18 protein-coding genes and 1 pseudogene are annotated in these 15516 nt (G+C 67.5%); 4 read left to right on the forward strand and 15 right to left on the reverse strand.

What is annotated here, in order from left to right; all coding sequences use genetic code 11:
• Positions 1-91: 91 nt before the first annotated feature.
• From ACFV1J_RS18550 to ACFV1J_RS18620, 15 genes and pseudogenes are all read right to left on the reverse strand, one after another.
• Positions 92-1360 carry a tyrosine-type recombinase/integrase gene (locus ACFV1J_RS18550; RefSeq protein WP_385859347.1) on the reverse strand — a complete coding sequence of 423 codons (1269 nt, stop codon included), beginning with the start codon at positions 1358-1360 and terminating at the stop codon, positions 92-94.
• A 10-nt stretch (positions 1361-1370) separates the two neighbouring features.
• Positions 1371-1592 carry an excisionase family DNA-binding protein gene (locus ACFV1J_RS18555; protein ID WP_385859476.1) on the reverse strand — a complete coding sequence of 74 codons (222 nt, stop codon included), beginning with the start codon at positions 1590-1592 and terminating at the stop codon, positions 1371-1373.
• A 71-nt stretch (positions 1593-1663) separates the two neighbouring features.
• Positions 1664-2686 carry an AAA family ATPase gene (locus ACFV1J_RS18560; RefSeq protein WP_385859349.1) on the reverse strand — a complete coding sequence of 341 codons (1023 nt, stop codon included), beginning with the start codon at positions 2684-2686 and terminating at the stop codon, positions 1664-1666.
• A complete protein-coding gene (locus ACFV1J_RS18565) occupies positions 2683-3582 on the reverse strand; it encodes a bifunctional DNA primase/polymerase (RefSeq protein ID WP_385859351.1) in 900 nt (299 codons plus the stop codon). Before ACFV1J_RS18565 ends, ACFV1J_RS18560 begins: the two co-directional genes overlap by 4 nt.
• A gap of 88 nt (positions 3583-3670) precedes the next feature.
• Positions 3671-4150 carry a single-stranded DNA-binding protein gene (gene ssb, locus ACFV1J_RS18570; RefSeq protein ID WP_385859354.1) on the reverse strand — a complete coding sequence of 160 codons (480 nt, stop codon included), beginning with the start codon at positions 4148-4150 and terminating at the stop codon, positions 3671-3673.
• A gap of 5 nt (positions 4151-4155) precedes the next feature.
• Positions 4156-4776, reverse strand: coding sequence for a hypothetical protein (locus ACFV1J_RS18575; RefSeq protein WP_385859357.1), 621 nt, complete (start codon positions 4774-4776; stop codon positions 4156-4158).
• Positions 4777-4792: 16 nt separating this feature from the next.
• A complete protein-coding gene (locus tag ACFV1J_RS18580; protein ID WP_385859359.1) occupies positions 4793-4978 on the reverse strand; it encodes a hypothetical protein in 186 nt (61 codons plus the stop codon).
• Between the two features lie 20 nt (positions 4979-4998).
• Positions 4999-5250 (reverse strand): hypothetical protein, encoded by a 252-nt coding sequence (locus tag ACFV1J_RS18585; RefSeq protein WP_385859361.1) that lies wholly within the window; start codon positions 5248-5250, stop codon positions 4999-5001.
• 128 nt (positions 5251-5378) lie between these two features.
• Positions 5379-7610: an FtsK/SpoIIIE domain-containing protein gene (locus ACFV1J_RS18590; RefSeq protein WP_385859363.1), complete on the reverse strand. Its 2232-nt coding sequence runs from the start codon at positions 7608-7610 to the stop codon at positions 5379-5381.
• A gap of 73 nt (positions 7611-7683) precedes the next feature.
• A complete protein-coding gene (locus tag ACFV1J_RS18595) occupies positions 7684-7848 on the reverse strand; it encodes a hypothetical protein (protein WP_385859365.1) in 165 nt (54 codons plus the stop codon).
• A 203-nt stretch (positions 7849-8051) separates the two neighbouring features.
• Positions 8052-8666 (reverse strand): annotated as a pseudogene (locus tag ACFV1J_RS18600) (GGDEF domain-containing protein); the annotation flags it as partial.
• The gene (locus ACFV1J_RS18605; protein WP_385859367.1) at positions 8663-9013 is read right to left on the reverse strand and encodes a hypothetical protein; all 351 of its coding nucleotides are present in this window, start codon (positions 9011-9013) and stop codon (positions 8663-8665) included. The gene ACFV1J_RS18605 and the pseudogene ACFV1J_RS18600, both read right to left, overlap by 4 nt.
• Positions 9010-10032, reverse strand: a complete 1023-nt coding sequence (locus ACFV1J_RS18610; protein WP_385859369.1) for a DUF2637 domain-containing protein — start codon at positions 10030-10032, stop codon at positions 9010-9012. The genes ACFV1J_RS18605 and ACFV1J_RS18610 overlap by 4 nt, the downstream gene beginning before the upstream one ends.
• On the reverse strand, positions 10029-10490 hold the full coding sequence (locus tag ACFV1J_RS18615; RefSeq protein ID WP_385859371.1) for a Pycsar system effector family protein: 462 nt from the start codon (positions 10488-10490) through the stop codon (positions 10029-10031). The genes ACFV1J_RS18610 and ACFV1J_RS18615 overlap by 4 nt, the downstream gene beginning before the upstream one ends.
• A complete protein-coding gene (locus ACFV1J_RS18620; protein WP_385859373.1) occupies positions 10487-10783 on the reverse strand; it encodes a hypothetical protein in 297 nt (98 codons plus the stop codon). Before ACFV1J_RS18620 ends, ACFV1J_RS18615 begins: the two co-directional genes overlap by 4 nt.
• 406 nt (positions 10784-11189) lie before the next feature.
• Here ACFV1J_RS18620 and ACFV1J_RS18625 point away from each other — a divergent pair, with 406 nt between their 5' ends.
• From ACFV1J_RS18625 to ACFV1J_RS18640, 4 genes are all read left to right on the forward strand, one after another.
• Entirely contained in the window at positions 11190-11525 is a 336-nt protein-coding gene (locus ACFV1J_RS18625; protein ID WP_385859375.1) for a winged helix-turn-helix domain-containing protein, read from the forward strand.
• A gap of 158 nt (positions 11526-11683) precedes the next feature.
• Positions 11684-12931, forward strand: coding sequence for an XRE family transcriptional regulator (locus ACFV1J_RS18630; RefSeq protein ID WP_385859377.1), 1248 nt, complete (start codon positions 11684-11686; stop codon positions 12929-12931).
• 870 nt (positions 12932-13801) lie between these two features.
• Entirely contained in the window at positions 13802-14125 is a 324-nt protein-coding gene (locus tag ACFV1J_RS18635; RefSeq protein WP_385859379.1) for a trypco2 family protein, read from the forward strand.
• A gap of 286 nt (positions 14126-14411) precedes the next feature.
• A complete protein-coding gene (locus tag ACFV1J_RS18640) occupies positions 14412-15032 on the forward strand; it encodes a hypothetical protein (protein ID WP_385859381.1) in 621 nt (206 codons plus the stop codon).
• The last annotated feature ends 484 nt before the right edge of the window (positions 15033-15516 follow it).

A 15516-nucleotide genomic window follows, 5' to 3' on the forward strand; every position in this document is an offset into this window, starting at 1 on the left:
CTTAAATGGTGGGAAGTATTTTTCGGGTCATCGGATGGTGGGGTGGCCACGAGGAACCGACCTGGTGCGCGCGGCCACCTCCACCCTCAGATCAGTGGCCGGTCAGTTTCTCGGCATCCACCACATCAAGGGACCTGTTCTTTTCCCAGATCAGTGTGTCAACTTGCGCGGCGATGCCACTCCGGACGCTGTCCACCATGTGCTGATACCGAGCAGCCATGGCGGTGGTCGACCACCCCATGAGGCCCATGACGGCGCGCTCGGGAACACCAAGGATCAGCAGCACCGTCGCGGCCGTGTGGCGGGCGTCGTGCAGCCGGCCGTCCCGCACCTTGGCCTCTGCCAGAAGTCCCTTCCACTCAGACCAGTCCCGGCGGTGGGAGGGGCTACGGCCGTGCTCGTCCGGGAACACCAGGCCGTTCTCCTCCCATCGCTTCCCGGCTGCCTGCCGCTCCGCTTCCTGCGCCTTGAGGTGGGCACGGAGTAGGTCAACGAGCTGTTCAGGGAGGCCGACCGCGCGGCGGCCAGCACACGACTTGGTGGCAGAGATCTCCGGGTTGGTGCGTCGCCTTTGCGGGCAGTACCCAGCCGCCTTGCGGCCGCAGGGCTCCACGCACCCGTGGGCGTACTGCGGCCGGTGGCGACTACGGCGGACCACGATGAACCCACCGCCAAGGTCCACGTCCTCCCACTTCAGCGCCAGTACTTCCCCTTGGCGCAACCCGAGGGCGAGGGCGACGGCCCAGCGTGCGGAGTTGCGGTGCCGGTCAGCGGCCTTCAGCAACCGTTGCACCTCTTGCACGCTGTAGGGCTCCACCTCGTGCTCCCCCGTCTTCGGCGCCTTGGCCAACTGAACGGGGTTCCTGCCGAGATGGCCGCGCCGTACGGCCTCATTGAGAGCAGTGCGGAAGGTTCGGTGCACCTGGTGAGCAGTCGCGGCCTTGCTGCCGTTGGCCTGCATCTTGGCGTAGAACGCCTCGATATGCTCGGGCTTGAGCCTGTCGAGACGGTGGGCGCCCAAGCCGGGGATGAGGTGCTTCCGCACGGCAACGCCGTACCCCACCATCGTGTTGTCGTTGACGGAGAGGGGAGCGACGTTCTCAATCCAGTGCGTCAGCCACGCCTGAACCGTCCAGGGCTTGCCCGGCTTGCGCACGGTCTTGGCATCGCGCTGCTTCTCCAGCTCCCGTACGGCTTCGGTGACCTCCGCGCGGGTCTTGCGTTCGACGTGGCGGCGATCCGGCTTGCCGTCGTCTCGCACGCCTACGGTCACCCGGCCGTGCCATTTTCCGTCCTTGCCGAGGTAGATGGACGATCGGCCATTCGGCTGGCGGGTGCGCTTCTTGTTCTCCTCTGCCATGTGCGACTCCTCAAACAGCGGGGGCGGTGGTCGAACGGCAGGACTGACGGAGCCGCGTGACGTACTCAGTCACGGCTTCCGGGGGGACGCGTCGCAGGCGCCCGACGGGAACGGATTCCAGCTCGCCGGAGCGGATGAGGTTGAAGCACGTCGTGCGACCGATACGGAGACGACGGGCCGCTTCTTCGACGGTCAGAAGTGCCAGCGTGGGGTCAAAGTCCGGCCTGCCCATCTCGGTCGCCTCGCTCACGGCGTCTTCCTTCCTCTGAGCTATGACATGTGACAGTGCGACAGGTGTGACACTCATGCCGCACCCCCGTAGTCCGGAGTGCGGTAGCCGCCATCGGCACGTACAAGCTGGGAATCCGCAACCATGCGCGAGCACGTCTGGCGTACGAGGCTGGACTCCAGGCCCGTGTCCGCAGCGATGTCCTTCGGCTTGGCGCCGGGGTTGCTCCGGACGTGCCGCAGGATCTCGGCGCGGGTGTCGCCGATGGTGTGGTCGGTGGCTGGCCCTTCGAGCAACTGCCAGGCGCCGGCGGCTGCGTGGAACTGAAGCGCGTATTCGGCTTCGTCCACATCGCGGCCCGTGACGTGTAGGACCCCGTCCGCCTTGCCGCGAGCCCGCTTGAGTACGAGCGTGGCGTCTGCGGCGCCCGCGAGCCCGTTGGTGCCGGAGACCTCGGCCAGGAAGTCGTCCGAGCCTGCCTTGCGGACGTGGTGTACCAGCACGATCGCCACGCCGTAGTGATCTGCGAGCCGCTTGGCGTGGCCGACGGCGGCATAGTCCGCGTCGTACGCGGACGCACCCGGCGACGAGGCACCGCGCATCTTGGCGAACACGTCGATGACGACCATGCGCGCGTCCGGGTTGCGGTCGAGCCAGTTCGCGATGGCCTCGTTGCCGCCCTGGGGAAGCGGCGGGCACTGGGTGGCCAGGGTGAGACCGGCCGGGGCCGAGCTGCCTTGCAGAATCTTGCCCATGCGGGTCTGGAGACGGCGCGGGGTGTCCTCAAGCGCGAGGTAGAGCACCGGCCCGCCCTCGACGGGGACGGTGTCGAATGCCTTGCCGCCGGAGGCGACGGCGAGCCCGAGCCCGAGGGACAGCCAAGACTTGCCCACTTTGGGCGGTCCGGCGAGCAGATTGACACCCTCGGAGAGCATGCCGGGCACGGCCCATTTGGGGTCGGGGAACTCGGTGGCCATGAGTTCCGCTGCGGTCCATGCGGTGCGCTGCCGTACCTGTGCTGCCTGCTCCCGTGGGGCGGGCGGCTCGGCAGGGACGGAATGCAGGTGCTGGGGGCTGAGCGGCTCCGGACCTGTCATGCCGCCACCGTCCGAGGGCGCCGGCCTCCGGCGCGGAGTCCGGACGCGATGGTGCGCCGTGCCTCGCGCTCGCCCTGGCCGACGCTGAGCGCTGCCGTGAGGAGCCAGTCGGTCACCTCGTGCTCGCCCAGCTCTCCCCCGGCGACAAGCTGCCCAAGTGCGACGGAGGCGATGTAGAGGCTGTTGTTGTGTTCGTTCGGGCCGGAGCCGGTGACGCGGGCCACCTCGCCGTTGACGGCGGAGCGCAGGAACGCGGAGCGCCGGTCCCGGGCAGCGAGGGCAACCGTGACGGGCCTCTGTGGAGGTAGCGGAGCCGGACGCAGTAGGTCGGCGAGCCAGTCCGGCAACGGGGCCACGGGGGCGTGGTGAACCACCGTGTACGGCTTCCGGGCGAACGTGCTGCCGGCGCCGACGACGAGTCCGCCGACGGCGCGGGTGTCGACCTTCCAGCCCAGCCCCCGGGTGCTGTCCCCGGCGGTGTTGCGCAGGGGCTCGCCCTCGGGTGCGGCGAAGTACAGGTGCGTGCCACCGCTCCAGGTACGAACGGTGTACGTGTCGGCGGGGAAGAGCCGGCCGTGGCGCTCGCAGAGCACGGCGAGGACATCGGCACCATCGGTGACCCCGTGGTCGGCCCAACGCGCCGGCGGGATGTCGCCGGGGTGCTTGGGTCGGTCCAGGTCGATGACGATCAGCCCGGAGGGGCCGGTGGCGATGCCGACGTTGAACGCGGCGACGGACCACGCCACGGCGAGCCGGTCTGGGTCGGTGGTAGCGCGCGGCTCCCAGTCGGACACGGCCGGACGCTTGCCGCCGGGGATGAGAGGAAAGACGCGCCAGCCACGCGACGCCGCGTCGAGCGCAGAGGCGAGCTGGTCGGAGGGGCACGGTTGCGTCATGCTGGAAGTTCTCCTGTTTCTTTGGAGGGACACGGAGAGCCGGGGTGGGCGCAGGCTTGTGGTGAGACGGCGCCCACCCCGGGCGTATCTAGAACGGCGGTTCGTCGCTGAACCCCGCCCCGGAGGCCGGGGCGGACCCAGCCGTGGGCGGGGCGGCGGTGTTCCACGCGTCGGTGGCCGGGCCGGTGGTGGCACCGTTGCGCTGGACGCGGTCGACCTTGACCGTGGCGAAGCGCAGCGAGGGGCCGATGTCGTCTACTTCCAGGGCGAGCATCGAGCGGTTCTCACCCTGGTCCGTCTGCCAGTTGTGCTGGCGCAGGCGGCCGGTGACGACCACGCGCATGCCCTTGGTCAGGCTCTCGGCGACGTGGTTGGCCAGGTCGCGCCAGGCGGTGCAGCGCAGGAACATCGCGGTACCGTCGCGCCACTGGCCGGTGGCCTTGTCGTAGCTGCGCGGGGTGGAGGCGACGGAGAACCTGGCAATGGCGTCGCCGGTGTTGGTGAAGCGCAGTTCCGGGTCTGATGCCAGGTTGCCGACGATGGTGATGGGGGTCTCGCCCACAGACATGGGGATCACTCGCTTTCGGTGGGGTGGGTGGAGGTGGGGAGTTCGGGCAGACCGGCCTTGGTCAGTGCGGCCGGGTCGAAGCCGGGCAAGATGGCGCGGGTGACCAAGGCCGTGGCGAGTTGATCGGCGTAGGCTGCGCCGACTCGGGCGGTTTCGATCTGGGCTCCGGCACGCAGGGCTTCGACACGTTCGATGTGGGCGCGCGTCTCGCGCTGCTCGCTGACGTGCCGCTCGTGGGCGACAGTTTCGCGGCGGTCGGTGCGCCAGTAGCGGGCCGCCAGCGCGTAGGCGATGACGGTCGCCAGAGCCCACAGCACCAGCGGCAGCGAGAGCCCGTCGGCGTACCCGGCGACACCTGCCAGCGCGAGCCCGCCGGACGCGGCGAACGCCGTTCCGGCGAGCACGCCATCACCGGCGTGTCCGACCGAGGCGCACGCGCCGGCCGCTGCCGCTGCGGCAGCCAGCACGGTCATCAAGGCGGCGTTGCCGACGGAGTGTTCGGCGCCGTTGGCGTTCCAGATGCGGGCGAGGATCAGCACGGTGGAGGTGGCGACGGCGGGTGCGGCTTTCGGGGTTGCTGCCGCTAGCCAGTGGCGGGCGGTGGGCCCGGCGGTCGTGGCGGTCATGGTGGTCTCCGTTGGGTCAGTTGCCGATGGCGTGGGCGAGGGAGGAGATGAGCTGGTTGATGGTGTGGCGGGCGCCGGTGTCGGCGAGGTAGAAGCCGAAGAGCACCGCGATGACGGCGGCTCCGGCGCCGAGGGCCTTGAAGCGGATGAGCAGGGCGAGGACGACGCCGAAGAGCAGGACGAGCGGGATCGTGAGGGCCACAGCGGGGTTCCTTCCGATGGTTAGTGGGTGCCGTCGCGGTAGATCCGCTGGGTGCGGTTGAACAGCCAGCGGCCGAGTCGGATGCGCTTGCCGGTGGTCTTGCAGCGGCGGCAGTCCTTGCCGCGCTTGAGGCGGCCCTTGCGGTCGGTCTTGGTCTGGAAGCCCAGTCCACGACACTTGCGGCAGTTGCCGAACGGGCTGATCACACACAGAGCTGCGTAACAGAACGTGACGACCATCAGGCAGGTGACAGCAGCAGCGATGGGGGTCATGAGGGCCCTCCCAGGGCGGTTTTCGAGGTTTCCGCTGGTGGGGTGCTATGCGCTAGATCGCTGGTGGAGTGGGATGTGGGGTGCTACCGGTAGCAGGTGACCCTGCTACCGGCAGCACCCCGCAGGGACTATGCGGCGCCCCGGTTTTCGTCACGCTCCGCGATTGCCTTGGTGAGGTCGGCACGGGTGATGCCGCGGCGGGTGGTGCGGGTGCCGTCGTCGGTCATGCCGGCGACATCGCGGGTCTTGATGCCGTAGGGCTTGAGGGCGCTGGTGACGTTCTCGCCCTTCCATCCGCCGTAGACCTCCGGGCGCAGCTCGGCGAGCCGGGCGGCGATCCGCTCGTTCCACACCCGTTCCTCGCTGAGCGGGACTACGGCGGCGATGTCGGCGAGCAGGTCGTAGGTCGGCCCGGCCGGGGTCTCGGTGTCCTCGCCGAGCGCGAAGCCGGACAGGGTGCCCTCGGCCTTGCGCAGTGCGAGGGCGCGTTGGGCGATGGTGTGGGTGGCGTTGTCGTCCAGGTAGGCGGTGCGCACGACGACCGGCAGTGCGGTGGCTCCGGCGAGGTAGCCGTTTCCGGCGTCAACCTCGGGGCGGAAGGCGGTGGCGCGGACGCCGTTCTTGTAGGCGCTGGTGCCCAGGATCATGTCGTTTTCGACCTGGCCGGCGACTCGGAGACAGAAGCGGATGGAGACGTTGCCGCTGATGCCGGTGGGCAGCGAGTCCTTGTCCGGGCGCTGGGTGGCCAGGACCAGGATCACGCCCAGGGCGCGGCCGAGCTTGATGATGAACTCGGCGTCCTCGCCTGCCTGCTTGCCGTACTTGGCGTGGGCGAAGAGGTTCTGGCACTCGTCGAAGATGGCGACGAGCGGCCAGAGCTTCAGCGAGCGCTTGTCGGCGATCTCGCGGGTGATGCGCTTGTCGGGGCACAGATCCCGCGGCAGTTTCTTAATGGCCGCGGCCCGGCGCATGACCTCCTCGCGCAGCAGCTTGAGGGAATCAGCCGCGTACTTGATGGACTCGTCGTCGATGCCGGAGACGAACCGGTGCGAGACGCAGGCGAGGGAGTCCAGGTCACCGGTGCCCTTGTTCTCGTGCAGCCACAATTCCACCGACGGGTCCAGGGCCGCACCGCAGGCGAGCACGCGCACCGAGGCGGTCTTGCCCTGACCGGGCTGCGACCCAGCGAGCACGTTGTGCTGGATGAGCGGAACCGACTGGGCCCGACCACGCGGGTCGATGCCGAAGGGAATGCGCTTGAAGATGTCGTGACGCCGGGCGCCTGCCAGCTGCCACTTGACGATGCCGGTCTTGGAAAGGTCCCGGTCCCCGACCCAGAGGATGAGTCGGCCCTCGTGCTCGTTGGGGTCGGCCTCGGGCCACACGCACCCCAGCGGGCGCCGCAGACCGGAGGCGAGTCGGGCGCGGCGGTCGGCGACGTCGGCGACCGTGACGCCCAGGGGAAGGTCGATGTCCGCCCGCCAGCCCGGCCCCTCACGGGTGATCGGGGAGACGAACTTGATGCCGTCCTGTCCCTTGGCGACCGCGGAGGCGATCTGGCCGATGCCGATGGAAGCCATGGCCTTGATGACGATGTCGCTGGTGAGCTTCTGTACCTCGCTCTTGATGACCGCCCGCGTTGCCAGCGGCGCATCGGCCGGCGCGCCCAGCCAGCCGAAGGTCAGCACTCCCACCAGGGTGGCGATGAACTGGGTGACCGGGTCGGCGCCGTAGACCAGGTAGAGGATCCCGGCGAGCGTGATGAGGGCTCCGAGGAGGGTCACGAGGACGCGGAGACGTACGCGGCGGTCGCGCTGGCGGGAGAGCTTGAGGTAGATCTCGGAGTTCTCGCGCCGGGCCTCGGCCTGCCGCAGCGGCTCACCCTCGGCGTCCACGGCCCAACGGCCGATCTTAGCCAGGGTGTTCAGGGCCCCGCGGGGAGAGCGCCAGACGAGCTTGGGGGCGTAGAGGAAGGGGACGCGCAGGCCGTGGAAAGCGGCGGTGTGACCGACGTGCCCGGCGATCCAGCCCGCTGCTTCCTTGAACTCCGCACGCGACTTCATCCACGGCGGGATGACGTCGAGTCGCTTGGCGCCCTTGATCCGGTCGAGGAGTCCCGGGCCCGACTCGGTCGGCACCGGACGGTCCACCAGAGTCGGGCGGGAGTCGTCCGACTCCCCCGCCTTCGGATCGGCCGACTCGGTCGCGCGGGAGTCGGGCGACCGGTCGGGGGTGGGGTCGGTCGACTCGGTGCGGGCGGCGCGCGCCTTGTTCAGGTCGACCACATCGCCCGACTCAGGGCCGGTCATTTCGGCTTCGAGCCGGTTGAACAGTTCGTTCTCGTCGTCGGGGTGCTTCACTGAAGCTTCCTTCCATCGGGAGGGTGACGGGGCCCGGCCGCTGTCTTGGTCGGTTGTGACCGGGCCCCGTCGACTACAGGTCGAACAGGCCGCACTGATCCGTGGTCGGGATAGAGATCTGCTGCTTCGCCATCCGCCGGGCGGCGGCGAGGCAGCCGGGGCACCAGGCCCGCAGCTCCCCAGCGAGGAGACCGGCAGCCTGGCGGTCGGTGATGGTCAGGTCAGTCGGGGCGGCCATCAGCCGTACGGGGCCGCCGTGCTTGCCGACATAGCCGTCGTGCTGACGCGGGCACCGCCCGTCGGACTGGGCGTGCGGCTGACCGCACGCTCCGGTGCACTGGCAGCGCCACCCCGCGGCCGCCATGACGGCGCGGAAGAGGCAGGCGCCGGCGATCGGTTTAGACCCCACGCCGCCACCCCCGCCACCGGCATGGCGGCGCGGGCTGCCCGGCGCCCGGCCCGACGTCCGGCCAAAGCAGCGAGCAGACCACCGAGCCCCGGCCGGCGGGCAGCGGCACGGGCTCGCTTGGCCGCATACATGCCCTCATCCGCCCGCCGCAGCAACCCCGACATCTCCTCGCCGGGGTGCTCCGCGGCCCTCACCCAGCCCAGCGAGACCGTGGTGTGCACGGCCGGATCCAGGCCGTCGACGGGGCGGGCGAGCACACGGTGCAGGACGGCGAGCAGTTCCCCGGCGGTACCGTCGCGGTCGATAAGTACCGCCGCGAACTCGTCCCCACCGAGCCGCCCAACAACGCCAGCAGTGCCGACGTAGTGGGCGAGCCGCTCCGCAGTCGCCTTCAGCAGCGCGTCACCCGCCGCGTGGCCGTGGTCGTCATTGATCTGCTTGAAGCGGTCCACGTCCGCCAGCACCACCACAGCCCGCCGGTCCTTCAGCAGAGCCTTGGCGCGGTGAGTGAAGCCTTCGCGGGTCCGCAGACCCGTGAGCGGATCACGGCGGGCGACGTTCAGGCGACGGCGCATCCACAGCGTGTGGAGACTCCACCCGAGAGCCAGCGGACCGGCGGCAGCCATGGCCGTTAACAGGGTGCTCATGCCGCTACCGCCTTCATGGTCAGCGCGTCGGTGACCGGCGGCGGGCCGTAGCCGTGGACCTCAACCCAGGTGCCGTCCCACTCCGTCTCGGCAGTCAGCGATTCCCCCGTAGGCAGCAGCCGATAGGTCACAGCCTCGGGCCGGATGCCCAGCGCTTCGCGCCACAGCTCGAAGTCAGACAACCCGTCGTGCACGCTGATCACCACGGCCGCGCGGTCGCGTCGAAGCTGCGGGTCGTACGCGGTGTGGACACTCATGTCGGTGGCCGGCAGGTGCCCGAAGGTGTCCGCCAGGCGGTCAAGGGTGCTGATCGCGGGCACCAGGCGGGTAAGGCTCTCGGCACTCATGCTGCTGCTCCCTCGCTGTGCTCGGTCTCGGCGGACTGGTAGGGGGCCTCGACGGGTCGGGCTTCGGGGCGGAAGCGGGCGGCTTCGGCGCGCTCGCTCAGCAGTGCGTCACGAAGGATGCGGGAGTTGGCTGCCGAGCAGTGCAGGGTGGTGCGAATCGCCTCGGCGTTGACCGCGTCATCGGCCCACTTAGCCGTGGCCTCACGCGCCTCGGCCAGCAGCTCCGCCGGGGTCCGCTGCGCTTTGGCCCCTTTGGCCTTGGACTTGGCTCGGGTGGTGCGGTTGCGCGGCGGCTTGGGTGCCTCCGGCTGTGTCTCCGGCGCCTCAGGACCGAGGGGTGGGGACAGTTCCTGACTGATCGGGGTCAGCTCACCCAGCTTCAGCAGCACCCGCTCCCGACGCGGGGTCTGCGATCGCCACCGCCAGCCGTGCCGCTCCCGCAGCTCGGCCCGGCGCAACTGCCGCTCCCGCTCACGCTCCAGAGCCTCGGAGTAGGACGTGATCTCCCACAGCGTCATCCGCCGCCACAGCGCGAACGTGGAAGGAAAGGCCAGCAGCCAACGGGAGCGGCGAATCTTCTCCATCCGTCGGCCGGTCACGGCGCCAATGCGGGAGGCGTAGATGTGGGCGGCTACCTCGGAGAGAACCACCCACAGCAGCGGCATCGTGCCGTGAGCGACCTTCGCCGACAGCGAGTGCCCGGCCGCGACGTTCAACCAGCACGTCACCGCGGTCAGTGCCCAGGGCACGAATCGCACCCAGGTCAGCGGCATGTCCATACGGATCAAGAACAGATTGACCGCCGTGAACACCGGGATGGCGATGTCGATGCCGATCGGCAGGATCTGCGGTGTGGCGAACCCCCACCGGGCGCCAGCCGCGGAAACCGCCTGGAAGGAGGACGCCAGACCGAGCCCGCCGACTCCCACTCCCAGCACTGTCACGGCCGCCAGCAGCGCGGTCTCCAAGCGGCTCAGACTTGGCGCGACGGGGCGGACGGTGTCGCCTGCGGTGCTCACAGCGCACCTCCCACCGCGATCAGCGCAGCGAGGACCAGCACCACACCGCCCGCTCGGGTCAGGTCCACCGCCCACCGCAAGCGGCGGAACTTGTCCACCGCAATCCGGGAGAGCACCGCGATGTGCTGCGCCTGGCGGCTCTCCGCCCCCTCCAGGTCGGCCAGGATCTCCCCCGGCGTGAGCGTCGCCCACAACGGGAAGCCCGCCGGCCGGGCACCACCAAGGTTCGGTCGCACCGCCCGCAGCAGTACGGCCACGGCGGTGATCAGCAGGGCCGCCCCGGCCCCGCCAACCACCAGGGCCGCAGGCGGGAGGTGGATGCCGGTCGCGACCGTCCACACACCGGCGAGCGACGCACCGTCGAAGGCCAGCAGCAGCGAAGTCTTCGTGTCGGTCCGGGCGATCTCCGCCTTTACCTCCGCATGAGCAGCGGAAAGGCTCGCTTCCGAGGCACTCATGCCGCTGCCCCCTTGCCGGTGACCGGCCGGCGGCGGCCCGCGGGCCGGGACAACGGAACGACGTTGAACAGCTCCGGGACGTACGCCTCAATCGCCTCGGCGGCGATCCGGCTGACGTCGTCGGGAAGGGTCGGGTCGTCGGCAAGGATGTCGCGAGCCGCATCCAGACGGGCGGCCCGCTCCAACTCGGTCTCGCCCTCTACCCCGAGCCACAGTTCAACCGGAGTGCCGAGAGCAAGTTCGACGAAGTCGAGGTGATTCACGGCCTGATGGCCGCCGATGAAGGTATGCATACGGGCTCCTGATCGGAGGGACGTGGAGCCGGAGCGACCGCAGGCATGTGGTGAGACGGCGATGGCTCCGGGCCCCGGCCGCAAATACGGCGGGGCGGCGCCCTGACCAGGAGTCGAACCCGGCCTACGACCATCAGGGCGATTCGCGCTGTACGGCACACGGGCCAGAACCCGCGTGCGCCGCCTACTTGGCCGAGGAGAGGCGGCATGATCCCCATTTAGTTGTCAAAGAGCTGGCGCTTCCTTCGAGCCCGTTTCACGGAGCCCTCCGGGCGTTCCCGCAGGTCAATCCGCTGCCACCCGGGGTCTGGGCGACGCTTACTGACTAGCTTGCACTAGTCTGCTGTGGTCCACAACCCCCGTGGGGTGATGCGCTCTAGTTCGCTGTGGTAGGTAGGCTCAGAGCATGACTGCCACAGGAGGGCCCAAGCCGAAAGCAGTGCAGGTCGCGGACGCGCTTCGCGAAGACATCAAGAGGATGAAGCCGGGGGACAAGCTCCCGTCACAGCGTGAGCTGATGGACCGGTTCGGATACGCGAGCCAGACCATCCAGAACGGGCTATCTGCACTCCGGACCGAGGGACTGATCGTGTCGGCCGGGAACCTCGGCAACTTCGTCAGCGACGGGTCTGCCCCCAACAGCGACGTGCGTGACGACATCAAGGAAATCCGCTCCCAGATTCAGGCGTTGGCTGAACGGCTCGAAGCGCTCGAAAGTCGCTCCGCGCCGGGTGGTGCGTGATCTGCAACCAGCATGCGGAGAACGGAGGGTGTGACGTAAGTGACAGCCCGGGGACGACCATGTGGACCAGGGGACATGTCCGGTGACACCCCTCTGTCCCCTTCCCTGTCCCCCTGGCTCACGCGAGAGACTCGGACTAGGCACTCAGAGGAGGGCGTATGACCGACGACAGGCCCGCGTGGGCACGGCGCATCGCTGCCGAGCGAGTGGCGCGCGACTGGTCGCAGCGGGACGCAGTCCGAGCCCTGCGGGCTCACGCTCCCACGGAGCTGCCCGCTGAAGACAGCATGATTCGCCAGTGGAAGCGCTGGGAGTCGGGCCAGACGCCGAACGACTTCTACCAGCCGATCATCGCAGCCGTCTTCGGCACCGTGACGCACGCGCTCTTCCCGGCGCCATCACGCCGTGACGGGGACAGGGAGATCCTGGCGGCGAGCGGCATGGAGACGCTGGAGATCGTCAGCCGCCTCAACCGATCCGATGTCGACGGCGCCACACTCGATGCACTGCGGATCACCACAGACCGGCTGTGCTCGGAGTATCCGTTCATGCCGAGCGAACAGCTCCTCATCGAAGGCCGGCAGTGGCTGCGCCGGGTCGTCGAACTGCACACGAAGAGCCTCACGCTTGCCCAGCACCGCGAGGTGCTCGCGCTGTCCGGCTGGCTCGCGCTCCTGGTCGGCTGCGTCGAGTACGACACCGGAGACCGGCACGCAGCGGAGTCGACGCGACGGGCCGCACTCTCGCTCGCGACTGAATCGGACCACGCAGAGGTAGCCGGGTGGGCCCATGAAATGCGGGCATGGTTCGCCCTCACCACTGGCGACTATCGCGGTGTCATCGCGGCGGCGCAGGCGGGAGCGGAAGCAGCGAAGCACCACGGAGTAGCGGTACAGCTTGCGGGCCAGGAAGCCAAGGCATGGGCGCGACTCGGAGACCGCCGGCAGGTTGAGGTTGCCCTGGACAAGGGGCGCCAGTTGCTCGAAGGCATGCCGCACCCCGAGAACCTCGACAACCACTTCGTGGTGGACCCCGCCAAGTTCGATTTCTACTCGATGGACTGCTACCGGCTGGTCGGCGAAGACAAACTCGCGCGCACGCTCGCAGAAGAAGTTCTGAGGGCCGGAACGGACTTCGACGGCACGGAGCGCAGCCCCATGCGCAATGCGGAAGCCCGCGTCACGCTCGGAGTTACGGCTGCCCGCGAGGGCGACCTAGAGCAAGCCCTCATCATGGGTGAACGCGCCCTCCAAGGCGACCGTCAGTCGGTGCCCTCACTCATCATGACCAGCCGCGAACTTGCTGCCGAGATGAAGCGTCGGTACAGCACCGAACAGGCGGCACAGGACTACCTCACGCGGCTGCGCATGCTCGGCCAAGAGAAGCCCGGATTCCTGCCGCAGTAGCCGAGTCGGCTTCCCTCGGGGACCCCATAGGCTGTAACACCTGTGGGGTGTCGCACCTGTCGCAGTGTCGCGCCAGGCCGTTGACCTGTATGGATAGGCACGACACGGTCCTCCTCTCTCGTCACCCCGAGTGTTACAGCCCTTCGTGACACAAGGCAGGTGGCGACGACAGGACAGGGGCTGCGCAAACTCTGTCTCATCCATCAGCGCACGAGCCCGTTCACCAGGGTTCGCTGCCTCCGCGGCGTTGGATCTAGGTTTACGCCCGCAGGCAGCCCGTGAACAGCATGAATAACTTTCCCTTTGAGGTCGTGTTTAAGGCCAGCGCACGGCTCGGCGTGCGCCGCCGCTGCGGCGCGGTCTGCCTCCTGCCTCGTCGTAACAAACGAATCTTGCGCACCCTTGCCTCACACCGGCAGGCATGCAGAAAGAATCGTCTAGTCCTCCGCCCCTACCCCTTCCGGAACATCGGCGAACTTCGGGCCGGCTTTATGATCACAGGATGGAGCTGCTTGCGTTTGACCGCCGAGCTCCCAAAGCACCCAACCCAACTTCAGAAAGTAGCCATTTTCAAACAGTGCGTCACAGCTACTTTCGCAGTGCGCACATAGATGGCAACTCCGGGTGATCGCGCTATCACGGGGGTAGAAGGAATGGCCGCCAACTCACTTAAGCCCGACGAGAGTTAAGCGCGGAGCCACTGTTAGCGAAATTTTTACGTAGGTACCCCTAGAGTGCGGGCATTGGGTTTGGCATCATAGCCGCTCAAAGCCGGACCCCCGGTTTAGACCTCCAGCTACCTTGGACTTGCCCCGCTATCGCAGAGTGGGAGACTCGGAGGTAGATCGGCAACCTCCTTCGGAGGCACCAATGCCTGACGACACCATTGATCTTGTCTCCGTACTGGACCAGCTGCGCGAGGATCTCGCCAAGGCAAGGCTGAACGCCGCAAAGGCGCCTGGCGGGCCGATGCTCGCACTCGGCAAGGCAGAAGTTGAGATGCAACTGGTCGTCGAGGGAAAGAAGGAAGGCGGAGGCGGAATCAAGTTCAGCGTCTTGGCGCTAGGTGCAAAAGCGAGCAAAACCCGGGGGCAGACTCACCGCCTCAAGCTTGAACTTGAACCTCTGAAAAAAGAGGGTATCGCTTCCCAAAATGAGGGCCAATACGAAGCCCCTCCCCCTACCTCCGATTGAGAACCTGAGGCCAGGAAACGCATGCTGACTCCGGATGAACAACAACGAGTTGTCGAGGCCATAGCGGTCTGGGCGGACTCTCACCCTGCCCCGAATAGCCCTGCGCTGCAATTGGGCAGCGGAAACGTTCTATCCCCTCAGGAAGCTGCTAGGGCCGTAACAAACGGCTTTGACGATGAGAATGGAACCCGGATTTTGCAATTGATCGAATACGGGAGAAATTTCGTCCCCCTTGACGAAATAATAAAGGATTTCACGTCACCTGACACAACACGCGGTGATAGTCATGGCGTCCATCATGCTGGTGGCTCCGGCAAATGATGACGATGCTCAGGTCCTGGCCTCGTGGGCTTCCTTGGTGGGAGACGAGGCGGGGGAAATGCATGTGATCCTGCCGGGAGCTACACCGCTAGCACCTAGCAATCGCCAGGAATTGGAGACTTATATTGAGACACAGAATCCCGACGCTCTCTTCTTCTTCGGTCACGGCACTTGGCACAGCCTTCGCGGGAACGATGAATCCTTGATCGACTCTGATAATGCCGATCTACTGACGGGAAAAATGGTAATCGCGATGGCATGCAAGTCAGCGCTGGCCCTCGGGCGTTCCGTCGTCAGACCGGTAATCGGCGTCAAGAGTTACATTGGATTCACGGATGATCTCCGGTGGACGTATCCGGAAGAAACGCTGTTTGGAAGCTCCATGGTGGAGGGTTTGCGATCCATGCTGGAAGGCCAACCAAGCGGCGTTACTGAGCAAGCACTCAAGGATGAGTTTCTTAAGTTGGCCCATCATCTAAAGTACGAGCGGCCTATTTTCCCAAACATGGCCCTAGCTTACCTGGACGCCTTTTGGGACGCTGGACATGTCAAGCTCCACGGCGACACAGTCGCCGGTTTGTCCTAAAGTGGGGAAATAGCATTCCTCGGCGCACGCGTTGACCAGTGCCGGGTGGCACAGAAGACGGCTCGTCCAACGCGGGGAACACCGCTCATCAAAGTCAACGGCCGGCTAGGCGACGACGCCAGCCCGCCGCATGTCAGCAGCCCAGCCTAGATCACCTGCCCCATGCGCGGCACGTCTGACGGTCTCGTCCACGGCCCGGATGCCCGCCGGCTCTGGCTGGCGGCCCAGCGCAATCTCAGCCCACGTCTGGTACGTGATGGACGACCACCGCGGGGACGCGGACTCCGTCTCAGTTTCCGTCTCGTTCAATGCCGTTCAGCGTCGTTCATCTTGGTGCCTCACTCCGTCGCAGCACGTGTCCAGTCCTGCCATGAACGACTACGGACGCCGGCACACAGCCCCCTGACCAGCCCCAACAAACCTGCAAAGCGAGTTACGTGGGTTCGAATCCCGCCACGGCCTCCAGGGGTACGAGAAGCGGCCC

It is taken from the genome of Streptomyces sp. NPDC059649 (genome assembly GCF_042734445.1).
Classification (GTDB): domain Bacteria; phylum Actinomycetota; class Actinomycetes; order Streptomycetales; family Streptomycetaceae; genus Streptomyces.